This is a genomic window from Mucilaginibacter frigoritolerans (assembly GCF_007830615.1).
Classification (GTDB): domain Bacteria; phylum Bacteroidota; class Bacteroidia; order Sphingobacteriales; family Sphingobacteriaceae; genus Mucilaginibacter; species Mucilaginibacter frigoritolerans.
Genome location: NZ_VLLI01000022.1, coordinates 1 through 21,570 on the forward strand (window position 1 = coordinate 1; position 21,570 = coordinate 21,570).

Consider the following 21,570-nt stretch of genomic DNA (forward strand, 5'->3'; position numbering starts at 1 on the left):
TTGTAGCAATCCTTGGTGCCAGCCAGCTCACCTATGTAGAGGCTGTTATGAGCCAGCAAAAGGAAGACTTTATCGCGGCCTGTGAGAATACCCTGCACTTCATCGGGGGCGTTCCTGCCGCCATTGTGCCGGATAACCTGAAGGCGGCGGTAACCAAAAGCAGTCGCTATGAACCTACCCTGAACGAAACATTTGAAGACTTTGCCGATCATTATGGCACTACCATATTACCGGCGCGGGCGTACCGCCCACGCGACAAGGCATTGGTAGAAGGTGCGGTTAAGATCATTTATACCAAGGTATACGCCCCTTTAAACAAGCATATCTACCATTCTTTAACAGAACTCAATACAGCGATCTGGCAGGCCCTGGAAGCCCATAACAGCCAGTTGCTTAAAGGCCGCAATTACAGCAGGATACTACAGTTTGAAGAGATAGAGCGTGGGACCTTGTCACCGCTGCCTGTCCTGCGTTACCAGTTCAAAAAACACTTTTATGCCAGAGTGATCAAGAATGGCCATGTCAATCTCGGCCCGGATAAACACTACTACAGCGTGCCTTACCGCTTTATTGGCAAAAAGGTCAAGCTGTTATACTCCCGCACCATTGTAGAGATCTACTACAATTATGAGCGTATCGCTTTACACCCGCGCGAAAAGAACCCCTACGGTTATACTACCGACAAAGACCACATGGCCAGCGCTCACCGCTTTAAAAGTGACTGGACGCCAGACATGTTCCTCAATTGGGCGACCTCCATCCATGAGGATGTCAGGCTATATATCCATCAGATACTGGAACGTAAACAACACCCCGAACAGGCTTACAAATCCTGCCTTGGGATACTTGGCTTTGCAAAAAAAGCAGGGGATGACCGGTTAATAATAGCCTGTCAGCGGGGGCTCAGTTACGGCCTTTATAGCTATAAAACTATACAAACCATATTGGAAAACAAGATGGACAACTATGAGGAAAGCATATTTGCCGATGAGCTACCTATGCCTGATCATGGTAATATCCGGGGAAAAGACTATTACAAATAACCATTAAAACAACAATAACATGAACACAAGTACCTTAGACAAATTGCGGAAGATGAAGTTCTTCGGCATGTTTCATGCCTTTAAAAGCAGCATGGAAACCGGTAAAACAAACGATTATACGGCAGATGAACTGCTGGCCCACCTGGTAGATGCAGAATGGGACGACCGGCAGAACAGGCGTATCGAACGCACGATCCTATATGCCCGGTTCCGCTATAAAGCTTCAATTGAAGATGTTCACTATCATGCTGACCGAAGTATTGACCGCAACCAGATCATGCGCCTGGCGGATTGTACGTTTGTTGACCGCTTCGAGAACCTGCTGATCACCGGGAGTACCGGTATCGGTAAAAGCTATATTGCTTCTGCAGTGGGCTACCAGGCCTGTGTATTGGGCTACAGGGTATTGTACACCAGTACGCCCAAACTATTTGCCAAGCTCAAGATGGCCAAGGCGGACGGCTCCTATATGAAAGAGCTGGCTAAGATCGAACGACAACAACTGCTCATACTCGACGACTTTGGTATCCAGCCTTTTGATGCACAAAGCAGGGCTGCACTAATGGAGATCATTGAGGACAGGCACGGTAAGACCTCGCTGATCATCACTTCGCAGTTGCCGGTCAGTAAATGGTTTGAAGTGATCGGTGAAAAAACGGTTGCTGATGCGATCCTTGACCGGATCGTTCATGACGCACACCGCATCGAATTAAAGGGAGAATCTATGAGAAGAAAACGTAATGTTGAACCGGAAAACAGCCATTAATGAAATTACCTTTTAAATAACTATTTTTGTACATGCTTTTATAGCATTTGCTGCAACCCAAAAGTCAGCTAACCCCTGGGTCAATTTGGCCCGAAACAGGGTGGTCACTATCTCCATAATATACACTTGCAACATTTGTTAACATCAATAGTATAAAAAGAGAAGACATTCTTACTGTAACAACTCTGTCTCCTCCAGCTAACAGATCTGTTATATATTTTTATGCTGATTCAGAAATACATGAAAAAGACAAGGGCGTTTTTGGCTGGTGATAAAGGTTTAGCTTAAAAAGGAACTGTGATTTTAGATTGTGTTTACAAATATACTAAATATGTTTAATATGCCAAATAGAATAATTGAAAATTTATTTTATGATGATTTTCTGTCGGTTGAAAAATATATTGCTAATATTTTTGGTATTTTAAAAACTAATTCACACTTTTAAAATATTAAATCTTAACACATATAAACTTTATGAAACAAACCATCTATTTCTTATCAATCATTATTTTAATGGGTTGCAGTCAGCCCAAATCAACTTCAGATTCATCAATATCAAAGGATGCCGTTAGTAAGGCGATGACATCGGATGACTCCCTTAAAGCTATTATTGGCGCAAACATTAATAAGCAACCTGTTATTGATACCGTTTTTCTTGGGTTTACTTTCAGCATGACCAAAAAACAGGCTATAGCGCATTATGCCGAACTTATCAAACAAAAAAAACTGGTAATGAATGATCAGGATCAGCACTATGAGTATCCTATGATTTTTGAATTAGCAAAGGCAAAAGCCATTATTGCACCCGAATTTCAAGGTGATAAGTTGTACAAGTTAAGCCTGCTGATTACGTCTGCCGAAGAAGTTGCTACTGAAGAAACTGTTTATTTGCAAGTGGCTACTACTTACATGAAAAAATATAGCGGGTTTACTTTATTTAAGACGTCGGATGCTTTAGATCCCAGCGAAAAGGAATTCCATTGGGTAAAAAATAACCTGCACATTTTTTTGCACAAAACGGTTGATGGTTCGGTAGTAAGCTATATCAATTTGCCTGCGGATAAATTAATTGATGATAATAAGGCCAAAGAAGCTGATAGCGCCCAAACTCAAACCAAGAAAGATATTTAATGGTTTTTAAGTCATAAAGGGTAAAGTAGGATTAGCCTAGCTTCACCAACTCCACCTTGGTGGGCTGGCCCTTCTGCCACGAATCAACTTTGTTTACGTAGTAGTAGGCATTATCCTGCTCAATATAAACGGGGATAAGCAAATCAAGCTCCAAAATATCGCGTGGGGTAAGCATAATGTAGCGTACTACTTTTTTGGTTTGGGTGAGTATTTGTTCAAGTTCAGTATAGTATTCTTTTCGCAAATCATCAAACATCAGGCTGTATTGGCCGTCGGGTTTCCAGAAATACGGGGTGCTGATTACATCGTTTATAACAACGTTATTACCGTTTCCATCGGTAAAAGTTACGGTTTTGCCCAGGTTGCTGAGATTTAACTTCTGATCAATCAATATCCTTGGCGCTACGCTGATGCTAAAGTCGCTGGTGCCGCTGGTAGGGTCCATAGCTGCTATTTGGGCAATGGTACCTCCATAATACGGCCGGTTTAAACTGGGGCCGAAAGGACTTTCAAAAAGTGTGGCATTAGCCGGCAGCGTTTGATCAGGAACCAATATTTGCGACCAGCCATACTGTAGCGGTAAAATGTTTTGATCGGTTTGATACTGCATATAGTTGAGCTGTGCATAATTGCCCAGCTGAAAGGATACCTGTTTGCCCTGGTTTAGGCATTTGCTGCTCCAGTTTTTGGCTATGGGGATATTGCTTACAATATCTTTTAACGAGTTGAATGATACTGTTTTAGTAGTATTATCAGTTTGGCAAATAATACCGAAACGTTGCAGGGTATCTTTTAAAAGATCTTTTTGCGAGATATCAGGGAAGATGCGTTCACACTGTACAGTTTGGTTGAACAATACAATTTGGTTGTTTGATTTGATAACCAGCTCTGCACCCTGCGCCATGCTGAAAATAGATTGCGAAAGGCCATAAAAACGCCAGGTGATTCTTATTGCTCCATTGGCGGGCAAATCTGTTTGAAAAGAAATAACCGTTTTTGGGGTAATGGTATACCCATGCCGGTAAGCTCCCTGGCGCACCAGCGTTGGGTTGCCGTTGAGGTAATAATTGGTTGATGTTAGCGGTACATCACCGTTAACCGGGTCGGTGTACATAATAATGATATCCACATTGGCGGCATCGCTGCTGTCATAACTGCCAAAAAAGTAAAACGATGGGATGGTTAAAGTTATGGTTACGTTGTTTGGTTTATTGGTGGTATAAATACCGGTAGCCGGATTATATAAGCCACTTACGTTTGATATTACATTTGGAAAAACGATAGTGCCAAGAGGAGTAGGGTCGCTACTGTAAGTAACGGTTAGTGCCTGCGCCAGGGAAACATCGCAACCCTGGTTGTCAATTTGGTTTTGATAATCGAGCCCGTGTTCAAAACTGCCATTGCTGAACTGGGCTATCATTAAAGGATAAAGCGGATTGCCCAGCAAGCTCCCGGCGGCGGTATAGCCTGATGCCTGCAACAACAGATCAATAGCTGTTTTGATAAAGAAGCCCGGCCGAAGGTTGTGTACGTCAATAGGCTGGGTAAAATCTTCGGTAAACAGACCGTAGTCAATAACCGGGTAGATCCAGCCATCGGTTTTTTGTTGAGAGCCAGCTGCGTTGGCAAGGTTCCATACATGATCATAGGGTTGCCAAACCAAATCCTGACCATAATTGCTCCATATGCTGGTGCTGTCGCCCATGTCGGAGAGTTTGCCGCCAATGGCATCAAAAAAATCAACATTGCCCGATAAGATGGTAACGCTGGCGGTATCCTGGTTGATGCCGCTGAGCTCGCATATACCATAGGGCACAATCTCCAAACCATCCTGCACAATTTTGGCTTCGTATTTTTGATAGGGCAGGTTGGTACAAAAGGCCACATCATCCGGAAAGCCCAATATGATGCGGTTGCGCTGGGTTAGGGGCAAGTTAAACTGATTGCTGGTATTACCCTGCTGATTTTGCACCTCGGCCAGGTTATTAATCTGAAAGGTGAGTGCAACAGGACTGTCGTCGCTTAAATCAACCAGCTGATCGTTAATAAAAAGTTGAATTTGGTTCATGTTAGTAGCATTGGTAAAGCCGGAATAATCCGGATTGAGTTAATTGTTTTGTTTGCAATTCCTGAATTTGTAAATGGGAAAAAGGAAGCAATATTTAGTATATTGCTGATCCTAATTATAGATAAATGTTGATGAGAACTATTTTGCTCTTGTGCTTATTGGTACTTGCTGCCTGTAATGATCCAAAACCCAAAAGTGACATAACCGATATAGAGCTGGTAGTTAATAATAGTTTGGGGCCAACTGAAATTACGGAAATTAAGATTGATAGTGCGCTGAATTATAATTTTTATGGGGGCTGGGCAACAGACAAAACCAGCAGAGTAGTTAATGGCGGAGGCAGCGGAAAAATCAGCCGGGTTTTATGGGATACATTAACAACCCGCCTGGATCAAATTGATTATGAAAAATTAAAGCGAAGCAACGGAACAACTGCGGATGCTCAGGAACTGGAAATTATAGTTCATTATAAAAACAGAATTGAGCATTTAAAAGCTGAAGACTTGCCCGGTAATGCAAGCAATATTTTTTATGACGTTGCCAATAGTTATATCACAGGCAAAATGCAAAATGTTAAATAAATGTTTTTATGTTAGCATGCGGGTAAGCTTCGGCGTTAATGCATTGGCGTGTAGACTCACCCTGTCATCGCTACGCTCGACATCCCTCTCTATGACAAGTCATAAAGAGGGAGTTGAAAAAAGAAAATAAATAAGATTTTCCAACCCTCTTTCCGCCGTAGGCGAAGAGAGGGTGATCCAGCGCAGTGTAGATCGGGTGAGTCTACTCTGTAAGCGACGTTACCGCTAATGCATTAGCGCACATGCTTCGAAGTGCCTCCGTCTGATGTCTGCCTTTTGCTTTCGGCTTTCGGCATAAAAAATATTATCTTGCTCCAATAATTTAAGCTTAAACCTTGATGAAACCCCTCATTTTATTTTTGTGTTTGTTGGTGTTAGCAGGATGTAATAATTCAAAAAGTGATATCACCAGTATTGAATTTGCGAAAAGTTGGGATTTCGGTCCCTCCCAGCATCTTGCTATCAAAATTGACAGCTCGCTCAATTACCAGTTTTATGGCGGTGAGGCGCTGCATATGGATACCAATCATGTTTTAAAAGGTTATTATAGCGGAAAAATTAGTAAGTCTTTGTGGGATACATTAACTGATGACCTTAATCAAATAGACTATAAGCACCTTAAAAAGAAATTAATGAGCCTCGATCGCAATCCCAAATCTTCAGAACTTAGTTTACTATGGAACAGAGATTAAGCATGTAGAAGCTATGGGTGCCACAAAAAAGATCCAGCATGTTTTTGATGAAATAGCTTACAGCTATCAAAAAGTTAAGCTTACAGCCACACAACAACCCGTTATGTTCGAAACAACCAATCAGCAATTTGATCGGGATAAAATTAGTAATTCGGTTAGCGATGCAAAAAAGATCAAAACATTTTTGTGGGAGTATAATACTAATAATCAAAAAATTAACGGTATGGATATAGTATCCATATTTGCTGAAAAAAAACATGCCATAAATGACTTTGGATTATGCGATACCAGTTTAGGTAGCAAGCAAATCGTAATTGTTTTGAAACCAACAGCAACAGCCGACAGTATATTAAAATCATATGATAACCTCAGATGGGTGTTGAGTGCCCAATCGGGTGGTTTACATTACATTTTTTATAAAAAAAGCGATTATGAATTTTCATGTTCCGTGCCGTTTATCGATGACCCGGATGTGCTTCAATTAACCTATGTTACAGGAATCACCCATCTACATGATTTTGACTGGTACACTCTTAAAACCAGAAACCAAAAGATGTCACCGCTAATTAAAGCTAAACTCGTTTTTTACAGGCCAAATACAAATAAGCTTAAAACGGTGTTGATAAATAAAGACTCTTTGTAAAGTATATGGCCTGCGATGCTCCGGGAGCCTCAGTATAATACCGGCTTTTTGCTCTCCCCTACTGGCTCTGAATATTAATACTCGGCATGTTAAACGTTACGCTGAAGGGTGCTACGCCGTTTAGGGTTTCGTACTCTGTAAAGGTGGCGGTGTTAAGTACTACGGTTTGCCATTTTACCGGATTTTTGCTTACCAGCATCTGCACCTTGGGCGAGTATTTGATGGATTGTAAGCCCTTAATATCGGCTACCGACAGATCCTCGGCCATTACCTTCATTTTTTGACCGGCACTTTTGCCTATCACTTCTTCAATGCCATCCTGATTGGCCCAGTCGCTCACATAGTTCTTAATGATTACAGCGTTTTGTACATCCAGCGAAATTTCCTGGTTATAAACAAAGCGGTAATAGTTCCAGCAACCCGATAAGCCTATCCAGCGCAGGTAAACAGATTGTTCATCTACTGCGTTATCCACCCGTATGGTTTGTGTTTGGGTAACAGTATGTGCAAGATTATTAGCATCGTTATACATGAGCGCTATGTTGATGTAATACACATTGCTGGCAAAACTGGTAGTATCAATTAATAACCGGTTTAACCCCAATTGTGCCGGGATAGCTGTACTGGCCGAAGGTGCCGAAGCGATGATGAGCTTGCTATCATCCTGATTAAGCAACCACGAACCATCCTCATTGAGCAGGTAGCTGTTTAATGCTCCGCCTGGCAGTGGGTTGCGGTTAATATCCAGTGGGGTTATCTGGCAATACAATTGTAAGCCTAGCAAAGCATCGCCATAAATAAAACCAATATCAAAAGGGTAGCTGTTTGAGCAGGCCGGTTCAGCAAAGTCGGTAACCCATTTTGCCAATTGTGTGCCAGCAGTAACCGACGGGAAAGGTACATAGGCTGCCAGGTTACCACCATAAGCATCGCCCAGTTGTTTGGCGGCGTACAATACGTAATAGGGTGTGGCAATGGGGATATAGGTTAAAGTTTGTGTGGCACTGAGCTTGCCGCCCCAGTATTCGGCATAGGCTACCTGGTAGCTGGCGCTGAGGTTGCTATCGCGATAGTTGGTTTGGGTAAAGTTGCTGCCCTCTTTAGTGTTGAGCAGGCTCTGCAAAAAGTTGCTGATATCGGCCTTAACTAATCCCGTACCATCGGGCCTGTGATTGGCAGTAATGGTGTTTTGCTGTCCGCTCAAGGGATCCTGATAGGTGATTTGCGTACGTACCTGGTAATAGGGCCGCAGCAGGTTAATGTTGATAAAGCCCGTTCCATTTGCCGTGTATGGGGTATTGATGATGAGCTGCCCCGCTGCCGGTACGCTCATAACCTGGTAAGTACCCACGTAGCTGCCTGCATTAATGTAAACATAAACCGGGCTGTTGTTGGTTAACACTACATTTAGGGCCGCGGCGTTTGCATTGGCGGTATTATAGGCTGTTATGGCGGTTGCAATGGCGGTGGTATCGCAGTTAACGGCTACGTTGGCGTTGCCGGTGGCAGTATCCAGACTAACGGCAGTAACATCAAAATCTTTACGTTGATAGGTAAACACTACAGGGTTAAAGGCGGCATTCCAGCGGGAAACGTTGCCCCCGGTAAGGGAAACAGATGGGTCGCTTATTAATAAGCTGCTTTGGGTAAGGATGGTTACGGTTGCCGTGCTGATACAGCCATTGGCATCAGTTGCGTAAACGGTTTTGGGGCCGCCGGTCAGGCCTGTAAAAATGGGCGATGTTTGAAACGTTACATCATCCAAACTGTACTGAATTGGGCCATAGTTGGAGGTAGCGTTTACGGTGATCTGCGCATCCGCAGCACCAGGTGCTGACTCAGGGTGATCTACATTGATAAAATTAATCAGCAGGTCGCACTGGTTTACGGGCGGGGCAGGGTTAGGTTCGGCGCTGACATTGGTAACCGTAAAGGTGGTAAAATAGCCGGTGCTGGTATCTGTTAGTAAACCGGTATAAATGGCCGCCGTTTGGCCCGCTATAGTAATAGTGCCGTTTAAAATGGAGCCATTTATGTTTTGCTGATAACTGATAATAACGTTATTGCCATTGGTGGGCTGTCCGGTGCTGGCATCAAACAGGGAGATAAATACCTGCCCAACGGTTTGTGTACCATCTACGTAGGTATGCGAGTAGTCTATTTTTGCTATGATCATTGTTTTGTTTTAGAAGTCCATAGACCATGGTCCATAGTCCATAGCCATGGTGGTGGTTTTTGGGGTTGATAATTTTACTGTGGTTTGTGAACTAAACTTTTACTATGGTCCATCGTCCATGGTCTATGGACTAATCAGCGCCATCAGTTCATCCGCCATTTGTTCCAATACCGGGTCGAGCCTTCGGTTGATGTTGTCATCACTCAGGGGTTCGCTTAGTAAGCCGGGTACACCTTTGAATCCTTTTTTGTCTATCGATTTTTTGATGGCCCAGGCAGCCTTATCAGGAATGCCTTTTTCCTGGCACCATTGCTGTATGCGCTGTATCATGGGCGGGTTAGCGGCTACCGCATCGGGACTGGTGGGGCCGCGCCCGGTTTCCAGCAGTTGCATGTAACCCGGCAGTTTTAGTTGTGCCGAAGTATTATCGGCAGTTATGGTTAACTGCTTAGCCGTTTGCCCGGAGGCATCTTTGCCATTAGCTTGCAGGGAGTTGATAATGTCGGCCCGGATAGTTTCGAGGAAGCTGGTGAGTTGTTGAGGGTTCATTTGGAGAAAGTCCATGGTCGATGGTCCATAGTCCATGGTTTGTTTTGTGGATTAATTAATGAATTGGGGTTTAACTTCTATGGTCCATGGACTAAAAGGACTAAGCGAATCTATCAAAATACATTGTGGCTAACGTTATCGTCAGGTTTACGCCGGTGCTGTTTACGTCAAACTTGTTGTACACGGGGAGGCTTTTGGCTTTGTCGCCCGCTTTGATGCGGAAGTAGCGACCCTCGGCCTCGCGGTATTTGGATGCTTTGACGATGAACTCATTGGCCAGCGCCAGGGCCTGAGTTACGTAGGTTTCATTGTCGGCCGTGTATTGGTCGAACTCGGTTTTAAACAGGAATTCGAGGTAGATAGAGAATGAATTATCTACCGATCCGTTTATCTGCGGCGATACATCGATGGGCTGCAGCGGATACATAAAAAGGCAGGGAAAAGCGGCATCATCCGCCAGGGTGTTTAGCTCATTGGCCGTGCCGTAAACAAAGGTTACGGACGTGCTCAGGGTTTGTGCAATTGCTTCAATTTGATTTCGTATGGGCATTTTGTTGGTTCATTAGTTTATTGGTTCATTAATTAAGCCCCTCTAAATCTCCCCCGGTTGGGGAGACTTTGGCCTCGCCCGTGCTTATTTTTTTCAAGTCCTCCCTACCGGGGAGGATTTAGGTGGGGCTGATTACCTATTTCTCTATCAGTTCGGCGTAGCGTTTTTGGTATTCGGCTTCGGTTTTGTTGAGGAGCAGTTTGGTGAGGATGCGCTCGTAGGGCATGTTCAGTATTTGCGCCCATTTGGTGATGTCGCCCCCGGCCAGGGAGTTTATGGTGTTGATATATTTAAACTTTTCGAAGTTTTGTATGCCTGCCCGTTTCTCCAACGCTGTAGTAGCCGATGCCAGTAACCGGTTTTCGGTTTCGATAAGGCCGGATAGCAGGTAAAAAAATGTTTGGAAATGGGCAGCACCTCCGTTACCCGTAGCTTTTTTATTTCGGTGGTAAATTCTTCGGCTTCGTACTCATTATAGGGTTTGCCGGTTGCACGGCAGTAAAAGTAATGGGCCAGCACCTGGCAGCAGGCTTTTAAGCTGGGGTTATAATATCGCTGCCAGTCATCGCCATAAAGCTTAACCTGTTCGCTTATTTCATCAGCAATAATTTCCCGCGTGGCCATAAATGCCCCGGCGGGCTCTACCGATAAATTGCTCATCACATTTATCTTTTTACTTCCGCCCGCCAGGTTAAAGGTAATGGTTTGGGGGATGGCATCGCTGTTGAAAAGGTATTTAATCTGATCGGCAAAGGCTAAAACAGGTTCGGCAAGCTGGTAAAGCTCGTGTATGTCGCTCACATTTTGCAAATCTTGCAGAGGGATGTTGGCGAGGATGCTGATGGCTTCCAGATCGTTAATGTTTGGGTTTTCCTGCAAGTCTATCAGCTGACCGAGGGTGATATCATCCAGCTTTTCGGGGATGCTGACCTTTAGTTTGGCCGTGGTGGTTTTTAGTGTTTTTTGAAGCATTTTTTTGGTTGATGGTGTTCAGTCGATGGTTCATAGTCCATAGATCATGGTTGTTTTTGTCAGTTTAGATGGGCGGTGCAGTGGCGTAAATGCTGCTCGCAGAGGACTCACCCCGACAGGCGCTGCGCTAGTCGATCCTCTCTACCGCAAGCGGTAAAGAGGGTTGGGGCAGGATACTTTATTTTGTTCTTTTTTACCCTCTTTGCGCCAAAGGCGGAGAGAGGGTGGTCCAGCGCAGCGTAGACCGGGTGAGTCTTCTCCGCGCGGTACTACGCTTACCTCAATAAATTCATCTCCGCAAAATCAAAAGCGGGGCGGTTTACCTGTGGCAGCCAGCTTTGTGGTTTTTTAACCGTATTTATCCGCAGCTTATTGAGTGCTACATAGCGCAGCGGATCAATGAGGTGGTTGCAGGCATCTACCGGTTCGTTTAGGGTTTTTCCGCTACGGTCGGTTCGCCATTTGTAGCGGGAGAGTTCATTGCGCAGGTTTACGCTGCTGCGGGTAATGTTAATGGGATATCGTTTCAAAATATCAATAGACGCCTTGATGCTGTCGGCTCCTTTTTTTGCCCCGGTTACGCGCCATCCCAGGCGGCGCAGCTCTTCGATGGATTTTGGCTCGGCACTGTCGGCAATAATTTCCATGCTTTTGCTGATGCCTGCTTCGGTTAACCTGGCGGCAATATCCGGATTGGTGAGGCCCGTTTCGTACAGCACTTCATCAACCCAAAGCTCGCCGTTTTGGCGATATACCAGCAGGCAGCCGGTTTCATCGTTGGTGAACCCAAAATCGAGCCCGGCGGCCAACAGGGTGGCACCGGCAGGGATGGCCTCGCACAGGTGCCAGTTGTTAAACACCAAACCCGTTATTTTCCCTGTTAAGCCGCGGGCGTATACCCTCCAAAGTTCTGTATCTACCTCTTTTAAGGCTTCTATTTTTTGGCGCGTTTTATCTTCCAGAAAAGGGTTGTGCCGGTGATCGGATATAATGAGTTGTACACCGGGCTTGCCTATCACATTATCATGTACCCAAAAGGCGCTGTTGGGGTTATAATCAATATAAATTCTTTTTTTGGTGCGAAGGGCCAGCTCGGTGTATACCTCCCAATCAACCCCGTTGGCTTCGTTTACAAACAGGTAATCCCTTTTCCCCGATTTGGCATCCTGGGCATTGTCATAACTTTTGAATTCGATAATACTGCCGTTGTTAAACTCGAAGATCCTGTCGGTTTTGTTGAAGCTTTTTACCATTGCTTGTAAAGCTTCGGATTTATAGAAAATGCTTTGCGCATCGCGCAGGGCACCGGCCTTAAGGTTGGGGATATCCTGCCCTACAACGGTGATTACCAGTTTTTCGGTTTCGCAGGCCAGACAAAACAGCACCTGTTCAATAGCATACGTTTTGCCCGAACTGGTGCCGCCCTGATTAACCACAATGTGTCCCGAAGCATGATAGTTTTGGCTAAACAAGATAGAAGCCTGCTGATCAATGGTCATTTGTAGTGAATTAAGTTTTTTGGTTTATATGCATGGTGCAGAGTTGACCCACCCGAACGTATCCGCCTTTAGGCGGATCGTTCACCCTCTCAACCGCGAGTGGTAAAGAGGGTTGTGGTAAACGTCAATTTTTTTATTTCTTTCTTTTTCGCCCTCTTTATGACTTGTCATAGAGAGGGCAGGTCGAGCGAAGCAATGACCGGGTGAGTCCACTCTACGAGCGATTATACCTCTCCCTACATCACCACCTCTTTCTCACTCTCCGCAGGCTTGGGCCCGGTTATTACAATTTCAATTTTGAGGCTTTTAATGGTATTGCTGGCGGTAGTCTTATCATCTGTTTTTTCTTTCCAGCCCAGGGCTTTAAGGGCGAATATAGCACCCGATGGTGATTGCTGGTGCAGCTTACGCTCGTACAGGGCCTCAACCCGCAGGCGGCTGCGTTTAATCAGATAGCCGAACTCGCCGTTTTGCTCATAATCTTCAAAATCCTGGCGACTGTTAAAGCCTAAAAACAGGGCCAGCCCGGCAATGGTGGCCGGTTCGGCTTCGCGGTCGGTTACTTTTTTGTCTTTTCCGGCTACGGTTTCCAGGTAGTACTCGCCCTCGATGTAGCTGAAATAGTCATCGGCTTTTTCGGCCAGTTTTCGGGCTGTTTTAAATGTGGGCTGTAACATGGATCAAGATTATGATAAATATGCCGATTGGCATTCTGTTGATGTAAAGATACGGCGATAAAAATTAAAATGCAAATATTTTTAGCAAAATGTATCCCGGCTGGAAAACATCCGCTTAAAAAAAATGTTGCACACATTAAAAGCCAACATATCCGAGTATTAATAAATCAAATTTCTTCAGATAAAACTCAGATTTATTGTGCAATATTGCCAATTGCAAACACCTGCCGCCTGATATGAACCTGCTTTTAAAAGTATTTTTTACACTTTTTGGTATTTTACTTATCCCGGTTTTGCTGCATGCGCAGGACGACAGCAAGTTTATCCCCCTGGTTAAGCATCCAAAAGGCGATACCATTGTCCCCAAAAAAATTACCCGCAGGGCCGATACCGTTGCCCAACTGGATATGTACGATGTTATTGGCGGATGGTTCGGCAAAAAAAATCTATCCTCAAAAACCGATTCTGTAGGGGCAAAGCCTGTACTTTCGGTAGTGCCTGCGTTGGGCTACACACTGCAATCAAAACTGGCGCTTACGCTGGCGGGTAACATTGAGTTCAGGCTGTCGCCCGATGCAAAAATATCTACCATTATCATCAATACGGCTTATACCCAAACCAAGCAGATCATCATCCCCATACAATCCAGCATATGGTCAAAAAATAACGATTATAATTTTGTGGGCGATATCCGCTTTTTGAAATACCCCGAAAGTACCTGGGGGCTGGGCAGCAACTCTAACATCAACAATGAGGACCCGATGGACTACTCGTTTTTCCGCTTCTCAGAACAGGTGCTGCACCGCATTTACCCCAACGTTTTTGTGGGAGTAGGCTATATTTTTGATGACCATTTTAACATCAGCGAAAAAGGAGCCATCAACGGCACTTTATCGCGCTATGGGCTTTATGGTGCACAGGGGCATACCATATCCTCAGGCCCTACAATTAACGTATTGCTAGATAGCCGCGATAATTCTATCAATGCCTCGAGAGGCTGGTATGCCGGGGCCACTTTTAGAGACAATACCGACGAGTTTGGCAGCACGCGCGACTGGCAATCACTGGTGCTGGATGTGCGCACCTACGTGAAGTTGTCTGATCAGTCGGACAACGTTTTGGCCCTATGGAGTTACGACTGGCTGGTGCTTGGCGGCTACCCGCCATACCTGGATCTACCCTCAACCACCTGGGATACTTTTAGCGGAACGGGGCGCGGTTATATACAGGGTCGGTTCCGTGGTTCGCAAATGCTGTATGCTGAGGCCGAATACCGTTTTGGCATTACCCGCAACGGCCTGCTGGGCGGCGTGGTGTTTGCCAACGCCGAATCATTTTCTGCTGCACCCGGCACCTTGCTGCAAAGTATACAACCGGCCTTTGGCCCGGGTATACGCCTTAAACTGAACAAGGTATCAAAAACCAATATCGCTATTGACTATGGTATAGGCAGGCAGGGATCGCGTGGTGTTTTTATTAATGTGGGCGAAATATTTTAATAAAAAAATGTTTTTTTTCAATGGCTTGCTTGCCGCTCGCAGAGTTGACTCACCCGGTCGACGCTACGCTGGACCTGCCCTCTCTCCCGCAAGCGGCAAAGAGGGCGGAAGAAAAAAGAGGAGGAGAAAAGAATAAATAAAACCCCTTTCCCAACCCTCTTTACCGCTTGCGGTAGAGAGGGTGAACGAGCGAAGCAACGTTCGGGTGAGTCTTCTGTTCGCGGCGTTTAGCAGCTATTATTTTAATAAAATCAGCCTCTTCGCCTAAATTTTAAGGCAATTTCCAGCGTTTTTTTACCCTTGATTTACAAAGCATAACCATGAAAGTTAAATTTTGTTAAAATATTGGTTAAATAAAAAATAAAGGCAACTATTGAGGACGCAAATTCGTTTATAGTTTAGTAGATTTATAGTAATAAAACTTACAATGGGCAATAAGAGATTTACCTATCTGTTATTTTCTGCAGCAATCCTCATAATGGCGGTGGTTTCATCGTGCCAGAAGGATGATACTGCGACCCCGCCCGATTCAAAAACAACTGTTAATGCCGATAGTTCGCTCATGGCATCGCCCGGCAATTTTCTGGCAGCATCAGGCACTTTAGAGGTAAAGTTTAACGATAGTACCTATACCTTTGATGCCGCCCATGATTCTATTGCCTTTATAAATGTACACGTTGATAGCAAAACCAATTACTTTGGCATTACTGCTATTAACAAAAACCACAGCATGAGTTTTGGTATCAGCTCATTGGGCTATGCCAACAGCAATATTAACAGCAATGTTGCCGGTGGTCAGTTTTTGTTAAGCACCGATGCACAAAAGCCTGCCATGCAGTTATCGCTCAGTAAATACGCTCAAAATAGTGATATTGGCAGCATCAGCCTGGATTCCTACAACCAGGGCAGCCAACTAGCCAAAGGCACCTTCATAACCTTTTTAGCAAAAGACGATAAAGCCAACTCGCCCTACTTTAGGGTTGAAGGCAGCTTTGACTTGAAGCTGAAGTAAGTTTCTTTTTTAATTATTAAAAGCAAGTTTTTTGTCGCGCGCAGAGTGAACTCACCCCAACGATCCGCCTAAAGGCGAACGTTGACCCTCTCTATGGCAAGCCATAAAGAGGGTGGGAAGTTTTTATTTTTTCTTTTCTTCCGCCCTCTTTACCGCCTGCGGTAGAGAGGGCAGGTCCAGCGAAGCGTCGACCGGGTGAGTTAACTACCCAGCATTTCTTTTCTTAAATGCTGACGGGTTTTCGCCGGTTAGTTTTTTAAATATTTTGTTGAAATAGCTTAACTGCTCAAAGCCGGTGGCGTAGCAGGCCTCGGTAATGGTTTTGTGTTGCAGCAGCAGGTTTTTGGCTTCGCCGATGCGGTATTGATTGATAAAATCGGTAAAGGTGAGTCGGGTTTGCTTTTTAAAGTAGCGGCAAAAGGCGGCCGTGCTGAGGTTTACCTGTTGGGCAATGTGATTTACGTCGGGCTTTTCGTGGTAGTGCTGCTCTACATATTTATAGATAAAATCCATCCGCTTTTGCTGCTTTTCGAAGGCTTTGTTGGCGGCGGGAGCGGGGTTCAGTATTTCGGCCTCGGTGCTGGTTGCCAGTAGCTGAAAGATGCTGAGCAGGCTCAACAGCTGATCGAACCGGTTTAAGCTTTGCAGTTGTTTAAGTGCTGCTGCGGCTTTAGCACGGGTATCGCCATAAAAAGCAATACCGTGACTGGCGCGCTTAAAAAGCTGTTTAATGGCAGCAATTTCTGGATTGTTGAAGAAAGCTTCGCCTAAAAAGTTTTCCTTCATCTGTATCACCACCTGCTGGCAACCGGCATGTACACCATAATCAAAATTAAGGTGGGGAATGTTTGGGCCGATGAATACCAGATCAGACCCCTCATAGCGTGATATGTGGTTACCCACATGCCGCGGTCCACCGGGACTTTCTACATAAACAATTTCATATTCGGGATGCAGGTGCCATAAAAACGTAGTGCTTAAATGCGGGTTCAGTATAGTGAATGAACTGCCCATGTCCGGTTGCACTTGTTCCAACTGAAGCTTTTTCATGGCTGTGTAATCATATTATCACCCTAAAAAACAGAGGCTATTTTAAAATTGTCTTTTTGCTTTACCACCGTTAATTTAATGGTGGTTTTATTATGTCTGTAAATATCGGTATAAGAAACAATAAATAAATTGACCGCCCTGGCGTCTTTTTTAAATGATAAAGATTTAATATTCTCCACGTTGCTGTCCTGTGCCTTTAAAAACGGATCGCAGTCGGTACGTTCAATCAGGGCAGGTATTTGTTCAACAAGGGCCGGGGTGCAATACTTTTTTTGGATAGTGGTTAGTTTTTTTACAAAGTTGTGTGAGTTGCCCACGGCTACTTCTGTCATGTAGGCGGTATAAAAGTTCTTTAGCATGGCCATGGCCTGCTGATCGGCAGCGGTAGTGTTTTGGGCCCTACAAACGGCAGTACTGGCTACCAATAGTATAATCAGGGTTAGTTTTTTCATTTGTATTAAGGTTTATACAAATGATTTATACGGAGGCGACAGCGTATGAGTTCAGCCTGCTGATTTAGGGGATGGCCGCAAGAAGTTAAACAAGTAAAGGTGGATATAATAATAGCTTAGTCGCCTGTTTTAAGCGGATTTTCGGTTTGTAACTTATTGATAGTTTTAATGCTATCAGCAGCGGGCCGGCTGTTATTCCGACTGTTATTATTGTGCTCACTTATGTTATAAAACTCATTAAGTATAGCAAGGTAGTTTTTATCATTAGCGGAGTAGATGCTGCAAACCAGAAAGTTAGCCTTTCTATTGGTGTTTGTTATGTTTTGTTGGCCTAAAAATTTTTGAAATGAACCATGATTGGGGTTGGTCATTACCAGTAAAAATAAAATTGCAGTTAGCACGTATAAGGCTTTTTTCATTTGTAATAAGGTGTGGACTAAAATACAAATTTATTTTAATTAATAAGAATATATGTTTAAACTTATTAATTAATAAAATAGCCTGCTAAAATAACCGGTTAAGAATGATGAATTTAAACAGCTTCAGATTTTGTGAGTGTAGTTAACAAGGCATGCATAGCATCATGCTCCTCACTTAAAGATGTGGCGCGGCTTTCACTTTTGCAGTAACCGCACTTATAGGTAGCTTCTTTTTGTAATATACCTTTTGTTATATAATATACACACCCCACTATGGATAAAGCAGATACAAGCAGACTTCCCCAGATACAGGTGAGCATTAAAGGACCAAAACTGGCATCCCATATTTTGATATCCTCAAATCCCCATTCATCAAATAAAAAATAAAAGAGTAGAAGAATAACGAAACATACACCTGCCTTTGTGAAGTATTTTTTTCTGCTCTTGATAGTTAAATAGCCGTGATCGCAGGTAGGGCAGTATATTTTCATGTATTTTGGGTTTAATCAAAGGTAAATAATTAACTATTGCTATCTTAATATAGAGTAATAAATATTGAGATAAATTTATTTTACTTTTCTCAATGGGTATAAACAACTCAATAGCCCCACTTTTACTAGTAATTACGTCGTTTTGATAATTAAAATATCAATACAGTGCAAATACTGGTCATTTAGTGAGTGATTTTATTGTTACATGCTGCTTAACTTTGGTTAACCAATAATATAATTGATTTTATGAAGACCGAAGCAAATGCAACCATGATCAGCATGGCGCCCACTATGGCGCATAAGGATATTCCGGGCAATCCATCAACCACTAAAAGCAGTGCCGTTAAATTAAATGACCGCAGTAACGGCCAGCCCCTGCGTGTTTTGAGCGAGGCAGATTGGCAATTCTGGATTAAAAATGGCTACATCGTAATAAAAAATGCTGTGTCCAAAGAACAGATTGAGCGGTTGGCAGCTTTCCTTTGGGAATTTGAAGAAAAGGACCCCAACAGGCCCGAAACATGGTACGCCCCGCCACGTGCCGAAATGCAGATGAAAGAGCTTACCAATACCGGCATGGTAGAAGTGTATAACCACCAATACCTGTGGGATAACCGCCAGGTGCAGCGCGTGTATGATGCCTTTGTGGATATTTGGGGTACCGAAAAGCTTTGGGTTACTATTGACCGCGCCAATTTGAACCTGCCCATAAAGCCCGGATTTGAGTATAAGGGATTTATCCATTGGGACTATGACCCTGAAACCAAACCCCAAAATGTACAGGGTGTGCTGGCCCTGGCAGATCAGACGGATGAAAACATGGGGGGCTTTCAATGCATACCCGAACTGTTTAGGACTTATGATACCTGGAAGCTTACCCAGCCCGATGACCGTGATCATTTTAAGCCGGATGTTACCGGGTTCAATATTGAAAAGATAAAAATGGAAGCCGGCGATCTGCTGATATTTAACAGCCTGCAGCCACACGGTATACGCCCCAATACCAGCGGCAACAAGGTGCGCCTGGCACAGTACATTGCCATGATGCCCGCCCAGGAAGATAATGAGGAGCTTAAACAATGGCGCATCAGCTCGTGGAAAGAGCGGAAGGCACCAGAGGGTTATGCCTTCCCCGGCGATCCGCGCAGGTGGGAGCAAACCAAATACGGCACCGCCAAACTGAACGAACTGGGCGAAAAGTTGCTGGGGTTGAAGAAATGGTAGGGGATGGCGGGTTTGCTGCGCGCAGAAGGGACTCACCCGAACGTATTCCGCCTTTAGGCGGATCGTTCACCCTCTCTACCGCAAGCGGTAAAGAGGGTTGGGGAAGTTTTTATTTTCTCTTCTTTTTCTACCGTCCTCTTTACGACCTGTCGTAGAGAGGGCAGGTCCAGCGAAGCGTCGACCGGGTGAGTCCTCTGCGCGCGATAACGAAATACTTTTTTATGCATATTTTGATAATGTAAAATTAATACACTTTGTTGGCTCATTTAACATTGCATTAATACAGCAATCCTATTTTTAAGCCAAGTCAACAATGCGTTTATAGATGGGCAGCTATTTCAATAATTTTTTATCAAACCGAACCTTATTCTTCGATCTTTTTGACAGGGCGGCAAAAAATGTGGTAGATATGGCCACCCTGCTGGTATGCGTAGTAAATAGTAACGGAGGTGATGATTGTGCCGAAATGGTAAAAAGCGTTGATAAGCTGGAAAATAACGGCGATAATATTACCCATAAAATACGCCTCAACCTGGATAAAATAATCTTTACCCCCTTAAACCGTAACGATATACATACCCTGGCATCAGCCATTGATGATGTGGCCGATACCATTAAAGAAGCCAGCGACAGGATATACCTTTATAATATAGTTGATTTTGGCCCGGCCCTTAAAGAGATTGCCTCTTTTACTTTGAAGGCCAGTTTGGAGGTTGAAAAAGCCATAAACCTGCTGCGCACCGTTAAAAAACCGGCACAGGTGCTTGAAATTTGCCGCCACGTAAAAAATTACGAGCAGCAAAGCGATAAAATATATTATAATGCTGTAGCGGGTTTGTTTGCTAATGAAAAAGACGCTATTACCTTTATTAAATACCGCGAAATACTATTATCGCTGGAAACATCGGTAAATAAATGCAAACGCGTATCAGATGCGCTGAATGTGGTACTGATAAATAATATGTGAGGATATATTAGTAAAACAAAACGCTCACAGCGCGTCATTGCTGTAAGGAACGAAGCAATCTTTATGCCTTGCAGATAAATGGAGATAAGATTTTGTTCAATGATGTAGTATCCGTGCTGTTGATTATCCTCGGTAAAGATGGCTTCGTTCCTCGCCATGACGTCGGGTTTCTTTACCCAGCCTTTTGTTCGCCACCCAGGCTTTGTTCTCTCAGCTCTTTCAATTCAATTTCGTAGGTGCGCATACGGGCGTGCAGAATATCCAGCTCAGTACGCATCATTTGAATTTCGGTAATCAGTTTGGCCGATTCTGGTTTATTGATCTTTTTTTCGCCGGTGCCGAGTATGAGCCACTCGGGCGAGTATTTTAACTGGAAACAAAGCTTGCGGATAAGGTAATAACTTACATCCTGCTTCTTGTTGATCACCTTGCTGATAAAGCCTTGATCAACACCAATGGCATGGGCCAGCGCCAACTGTCCGCCATGTTCCTTAACAATTACCTTTAACCGCTTTACTATTGCTTCGTCCGACATTTGATTGCAATATTAATCAAACTAGTGGAATAGTCAATAGAGATAGTGAATTGCTTTAAATTATTTGATTTAATTGTTGGGATGATGATGAGCAGATCATATCCGGGGTTTCCAACTAACAGGCCACCTCAAATGCTCCGCCGGCAGCGTGCACCTGCGCAATCAGTTCATCAAGCTTGCGGTTGTAAACTTCAATGCTTATTTGTCCGTCGTTGTATTTTGATGATAATAACTTGAGCTCCTGTACTTTGCTTTGGCGACGGCTCTCGTTCTGGTTATAAATATCGGCCATTGTGCCTGCCGTAGCCATGTTTTGAGGCGCATCATCATAACGCAGGGCTGCCTTTAAAAGGGTTATTTTCTGTTCTGTAGATTTTAGCTGGAATAAAGGCGGCACATTGTATGCCTCTTTTAACAAAGTATTAACCTTTGTACTTTGTTTTTTATCAAACTTTAGTATCAATATAACAATAGCTGCCCCAACAACCGCACACAAAAAGAAAATATCCATAGCTGTATAAATAAATATCAAATATCAAATAAAATCAAACCAGCGTTTGACGAATTGGTATGT

Annotated in this window: 24 protein-coding genes; 10 read left to right on the plus strand and 14 right to left on the minus strand. The window is 44.0% G+C overall.

Annotated elements, in window-relative coordinates; translation table 11 throughout:
- From JN11_RS23715 to JN11_RS23725, 3 genes are all read left to right on the plus strand, one after another.
- A partial coding sequence (locus tag JN11_RS23715) for a Mu transposase domain-containing protein (protein WP_144916730.1) occupies window positions 1-1,043 on the plus strand: 1,043 nt, incomplete at its 5' end.
- Window positions 1,044-1,062: 19 nt separating this feature from the next.
- The gene (gene istB / locus JN11_RS23720; protein ID WP_091369152.1) at window positions 1,063-1,809 is read left to right on the plus strand and encodes an IS21-like element helper ATPase IstB; all 747 of its coding nucleotides are present in this window, start codon (window positions 1,063-1,065) and stop codon (window positions 1,807-1,809) included.
- Between the two features lie 474 nt (window positions 1,810-2,283).
- Entirely contained in the window at window positions 2,284-2,940 is a 657-nt protein-coding gene (locus JN11_RS23725) for a hypothetical protein (protein WP_144916731.1), read from the plus strand.
- Between the two features lie 31 nt (window positions 2,941-2,971).
- Here JN11_RS23725 and JN11_RS23730 read toward each other — a convergent pair whose 3' ends face one another.
- On the minus strand, window positions 2,972-5,008 hold the full coding sequence (locus JN11_RS23730; RefSeq protein WP_144916733.1) for a complement C1q domain-containing protein: 2,037 nt from the start codon (window positions 5,006-5,008) through the stop codon (window positions 2,972-2,974).
- A 131-nt stretch (window positions 5,009-5,139) separates the two neighbouring features.
- On the opposite strand from JN11_RS23730, the gene JN11_RS23735 reads away from it, so the two are divergent.
- The 3 genes from JN11_RS23735 (at window position 5,140) to JN11_RS23745 (ending at window position 6,924) form a co-directional block, all read left to right on the plus strand.
- A complete protein-coding gene (locus JN11_RS23735; protein ID WP_144916734.1) occupies window positions 5,140-5,589 on the plus strand; it encodes a hypothetical protein in 450 nt (149 codons plus the stop codon).
- Window positions 5,590-5,927: 338 nt separating this feature from the next.
- Window positions 5,928-6,281, plus strand: a complete 354-nt coding sequence (locus JN11_RS23740) for a DUF6438 domain-containing protein (RefSeq protein WP_144916736.1) — start codon at window positions 5,928-5,930, stop codon at window positions 6,279-6,281.
- A 13-nt stretch (window positions 6,282-6,294) separates the two neighbouring features.
- A complete protein-coding gene (locus JN11_RS23745; protein WP_144916737.1) occupies window positions 6,295-6,924 on the plus strand; it encodes a hypothetical protein in 630 nt (209 codons plus the stop codon).
- 58 nt (window positions 6,925-6,982) lie between these two features.
- Here the strand turns inward: JN11_RS23745 and JN11_RS23750 are convergent, their stop codons facing one another.
- The 7 genes from JN11_RS23750 to JN11_RS23780 all read right to left on the minus strand — a co-directional run bounded on the left by JN11_RS23750 (window position 6,983) and on the right by JN11_RS23780 (window position 13,347).
- Window positions 6,983-9,100, minus strand: coding sequence for a hypothetical protein (locus JN11_RS23750; protein ID WP_144916739.1), 2,118 nt, complete (start codon window positions 9,098-9,100; stop codon window positions 6,983-6,985).
- 123 nt (window positions 9,101-9,223) lie between these two features.
- Window positions 9,224-9,685, minus strand: a complete 462-nt coding sequence (locus tag JN11_RS23755) for a hypothetical protein (RefSeq protein WP_144916741.1) — start codon at window positions 9,683-9,685, stop codon at window positions 9,224-9,226.
- A gap of 64 nt (window positions 9,686-9,749) precedes the next feature.
- Window positions 9,750-10,199, minus strand: coding sequence for a hypothetical protein (locus JN11_RS23760; RefSeq protein ID WP_144916742.1), 450 nt, complete (start codon window positions 10,197-10,199; stop codon window positions 9,750-9,752).
- A 136-nt stretch (window positions 10,200-10,335) separates the two neighbouring features.
- Window positions 10,336-10,530, minus strand: coding sequence for a hypothetical protein (locus JN11_RS23765; protein WP_144916744.1), 195 nt, complete (start codon window positions 10,528-10,530; stop codon window positions 10,336-10,338).
- Window positions 10,473-11,171: a hypothetical protein gene (locus JN11_RS23770; protein WP_144916746.1), complete on the minus strand. Its 699-nt coding sequence runs from the start codon at window positions 11,169-11,171 to the stop codon at window positions 10,473-10,475. The genes JN11_RS23765 and JN11_RS23770 overlap by 58 nt, the downstream gene beginning before the upstream one ends.
- A gap of 275 nt (window positions 11,172-11,446) precedes the next feature.
- Complete coding sequence (locus tag JN11_RS23775; protein WP_144916747.1) at window positions 11,447-12,670, minus strand: PBSX family phage terminase large subunit; 1,224 nt, start codon at window positions 12,668-12,670, stop codon at window positions 11,447-11,449.
- Between the two features lie 236 nt (window positions 12,671-12,906).
- The gene (locus JN11_RS23780; RefSeq protein WP_144916749.1) at window positions 12,907-13,347 is read right to left on the minus strand and encodes a terminase small subunit; all 441 of its coding nucleotides are present in this window, start codon (window positions 13,345-13,347) and stop codon (window positions 12,907-12,909) included.
- Window positions 13,348-13,583: 236 nt separating this feature from the next.
- On the opposite strand from JN11_RS23780, the gene JN11_RS23785 reads away from it, so the two are divergent.
- Both JN11_RS23785 and JN11_RS23790 read left to right on the plus strand, forming a co-directional pair.
- Entirely contained in the window at window positions 13,584-14,846 is a 1,263-nt protein-coding gene (locus JN11_RS23785) for a BamA/TamA family outer membrane protein (protein ID WP_144916751.1), read from the plus strand.
- A gap of 427 nt (window positions 14,847-15,273) precedes the next feature.
- Window positions 15,274-15,858: a hypothetical protein gene (locus JN11_RS23790; RefSeq protein WP_144916752.1), complete on the plus strand. Its 585-nt coding sequence runs from the start codon at window positions 15,274-15,276 to the stop codon at window positions 15,856-15,858.
- Window positions 15,859-16,062: 204 nt separating this feature from the next.
- Here JN11_RS23790 and JN11_RS23795 read toward each other — a convergent pair whose 3' ends face one another.
- The 4 genes from JN11_RS23795 to JN11_RS23810 all read right to left on the minus strand — a co-directional run bounded on the left by JN11_RS23795 (window position 16,063) and on the right by JN11_RS23810 (window position 18,270).
- Window positions 16,063-16,908 carry a helix-turn-helix domain-containing protein gene (locus JN11_RS23795; RefSeq protein WP_144916754.1) on the minus strand — a complete coding sequence of 282 codons (846 nt, stop codon included), beginning with the start codon at window positions 16,906-16,908 and terminating at the stop codon, window positions 16,063-16,065.
- A gap of 23 nt (window positions 16,909-16,931) precedes the next feature.
- Window positions 16,932-17,360, minus strand: coding sequence for a hypothetical protein (locus tag JN11_RS23800; RefSeq protein ID WP_144916756.1), 429 nt, complete (start codon window positions 17,358-17,360; stop codon window positions 16,932-16,934).
- 116 nt (window positions 17,361-17,476) lie between these two features.
- On the minus strand, window positions 17,477-17,779 hold the full coding sequence (locus tag JN11_RS23805; protein WP_144916757.1) for a hypothetical protein: 303 nt from the start codon (window positions 17,777-17,779) through the stop codon (window positions 17,477-17,479).
- 113 nt (window positions 17,780-17,892) lie between these two features.
- Window positions 17,893-18,270 (minus strand): hypothetical protein, encoded by a 378-nt coding sequence (locus JN11_RS23810; protein ID WP_144916759.1) that lies wholly within the window; start codon window positions 18,268-18,270, stop codon window positions 17,893-17,895.
- Window positions 18,271-18,516: 246 nt separating this feature from the next.
- On the opposite strand from JN11_RS23810, the gene JN11_RS23815 reads away from it, so the two are divergent.
- Window positions 18,517-19,494 carry a phytanoyl-CoA dioxygenase family protein gene (locus JN11_RS23815; RefSeq protein WP_246139087.1) on the plus strand — a complete coding sequence of 326 codons (978 nt, stop codon included), beginning with the start codon at window positions 18,517-18,519 and terminating at the stop codon, window positions 19,492-19,494.
- A 325-nt stretch (window positions 19,495-19,819) separates the two neighbouring features.
- Complete coding sequence (locus JN11_RS23820) at window positions 19,820-20,461, plus strand: DUF47 domain-containing protein (RefSeq protein WP_144916760.1); 642 nt, start codon at window positions 19,820-19,822, stop codon at window positions 20,459-20,461.
- A 172-nt stretch (window positions 20,462-20,633) separates the two neighbouring features.
- On the opposite strand, the gene JN11_RS23825 is transcribed toward JN11_RS23820, so the two are convergent.
- On the minus strand, window positions 20,634-20,996 hold the full coding sequence (locus JN11_RS23825) for a helix-turn-helix domain-containing protein (protein ID WP_144916762.1): 363 nt from the start codon (window positions 20,994-20,996) through the stop codon (window positions 20,634-20,636).
- Window positions 20,997-21,111: 115 nt separating this feature from the next.
- Window positions 21,112-21,507 carry a hypothetical protein gene (locus JN11_RS23830; RefSeq protein WP_144916764.1) on the minus strand — a complete coding sequence of 132 codons (396 nt, stop codon included), beginning with the start codon at window positions 21,505-21,507 and terminating at the stop codon, window positions 21,112-21,114.
- Window positions 21,508-21,570: the final 63 nt, after the last annotated feature.

Coding starts and splice junctions, on each gene's coding strand:
- JN11_RS23815 (WP_246139087.1), top strand. CDS start 18,517: ATGAAGACCGAAGCAAATGCAACCATGATCAGCATGGCGCCCACTATG.
- JN11_RS23775 (WP_144916747.1), bottom strand. CDS start 12,670: ATGACCATTGATCAGCAGGCTTCTATCTTGTTTAGCCAAAACTATCAT.
- JN11_RS23820 (WP_144916760.1), top strand. CDS start 19,820: ATGGGCAGCTATTTCAATAATTTTTTATCAAACCGAACCTTATTCTTC.
- JN11_RS23785 (WP_144916751.1), top strand. CDS start 13,584: ATGAACCTGCTTTTAAAAGTATTTTTTACACTTTTTGGTATTTTACTT.
- JN11_RS23740 (WP_144916736.1), top strand. CDS start 5,928: ATGAAACCCCTCATTTTATTTTTGTGTTTGTTGGTGTTAGCAGGATGT.
- JN11_RS23730 (WP_144916733.1), bottom strand. CDS start 5,008: ATGAACCAAATTCAACTTTTTATTAACGATCAGCTGGTTGATTTAAGC.
- JN11_RS23810 (WP_144916759.1), bottom strand. CDS start 18,270: ATGAAAATATACTGCCCTACCTGCGATCACGGCTATTTAACTATCAAG.
- JN11_RS23735 (WP_144916734.1), top strand. CDS start 5,140: ATGAGAACTATTTTGCTCTTGTGCTTATTGGTACTTGCTGCCTGTAAT.
- JN11_RS23800 (WP_144916756.1), bottom strand. CDS start 17,360: ATGAAAAAACTAACCCTGATTATACTATTGGTAGCCAGTACTGCCGTT.
- JN11_RS23825 (WP_144916762.1), bottom strand. CDS start 20,996: ATGTCGGACGAAGCAATAGTAAAGCGGTTAAAGGTAATTGTTAAGGAA.
- JN11_RS23795 (WP_144916754.1), bottom strand. CDS start 16,908: ATGAAAAAGCTTCAGTTGGAACAAGTGCAACCGGACATGGGCAGTTCA.
- JN11_RS23830 (WP_144916764.1), bottom strand. CDS start 21,507: ATGGATATTTTCTTTTTGTGTGCGGTTGTTGGGGCAGCTATTGTTATA.
- JN11_RS23770 (WP_144916746.1), bottom strand. CDS start 11,171: ATGCTTCAAAAAACACTAAAAACCACCACGGCCAAACTAAAGGTCAGC.
- JN11_RS23755 (WP_144916741.1), bottom strand. CDS start 9,685: ATGGACTATGGACCATCGACCATGGACTTTCTCCAAATGAACCCTCAA.
- JN11_RS23745 (WP_144916737.1), top strand. CDS start 6,295: ATGGGTGCCACAAAAAAGATCCAGCATGTTTTTGATGAAATAGCTTAC.
- JN11_RS23750 (WP_144916739.1), bottom strand. CDS start 9,100: ATGATCATAGCAAAAATAGACTACTCGCATACCTACGTAGATGGTACA.
- istB (WP_091369152.1), top strand. CDS start 1,063: ATGAACACAAGTACCTTAGACAAATTGCGGAAGATGAAGTTCTTCGGC.
- JN11_RS23805 (WP_144916757.1), bottom strand. CDS start 17,779: ATGAAAAAAGCCTTATACGTGCTAACTGCAATTTTATTTTTACTGGTA.
- JN11_RS23790 (WP_144916752.1), top strand. CDS start 15,274: ATGGGCAATAAGAGATTTACCTATCTGTTATTTTCTGCAGCAATCCTC.
- JN11_RS23780 (WP_144916749.1), bottom strand. CDS start 13,347: ATGTTACAGCCCACATTTAAAACAGCCCGAAAACTGGCCGAAAAAGCC.
- JN11_RS23760 (WP_144916742.1), bottom strand. CDS start 10,199: ATGCCCATACGAAATCAAATTGAAGCAATTGCACAAACCCTGAGCACG.
- JN11_RS23725 (WP_144916731.1), top strand. CDS start 2,284: ATGAAACAAACCATCTATTTCTTATCAATCATTATTTTAATGGGTTGC.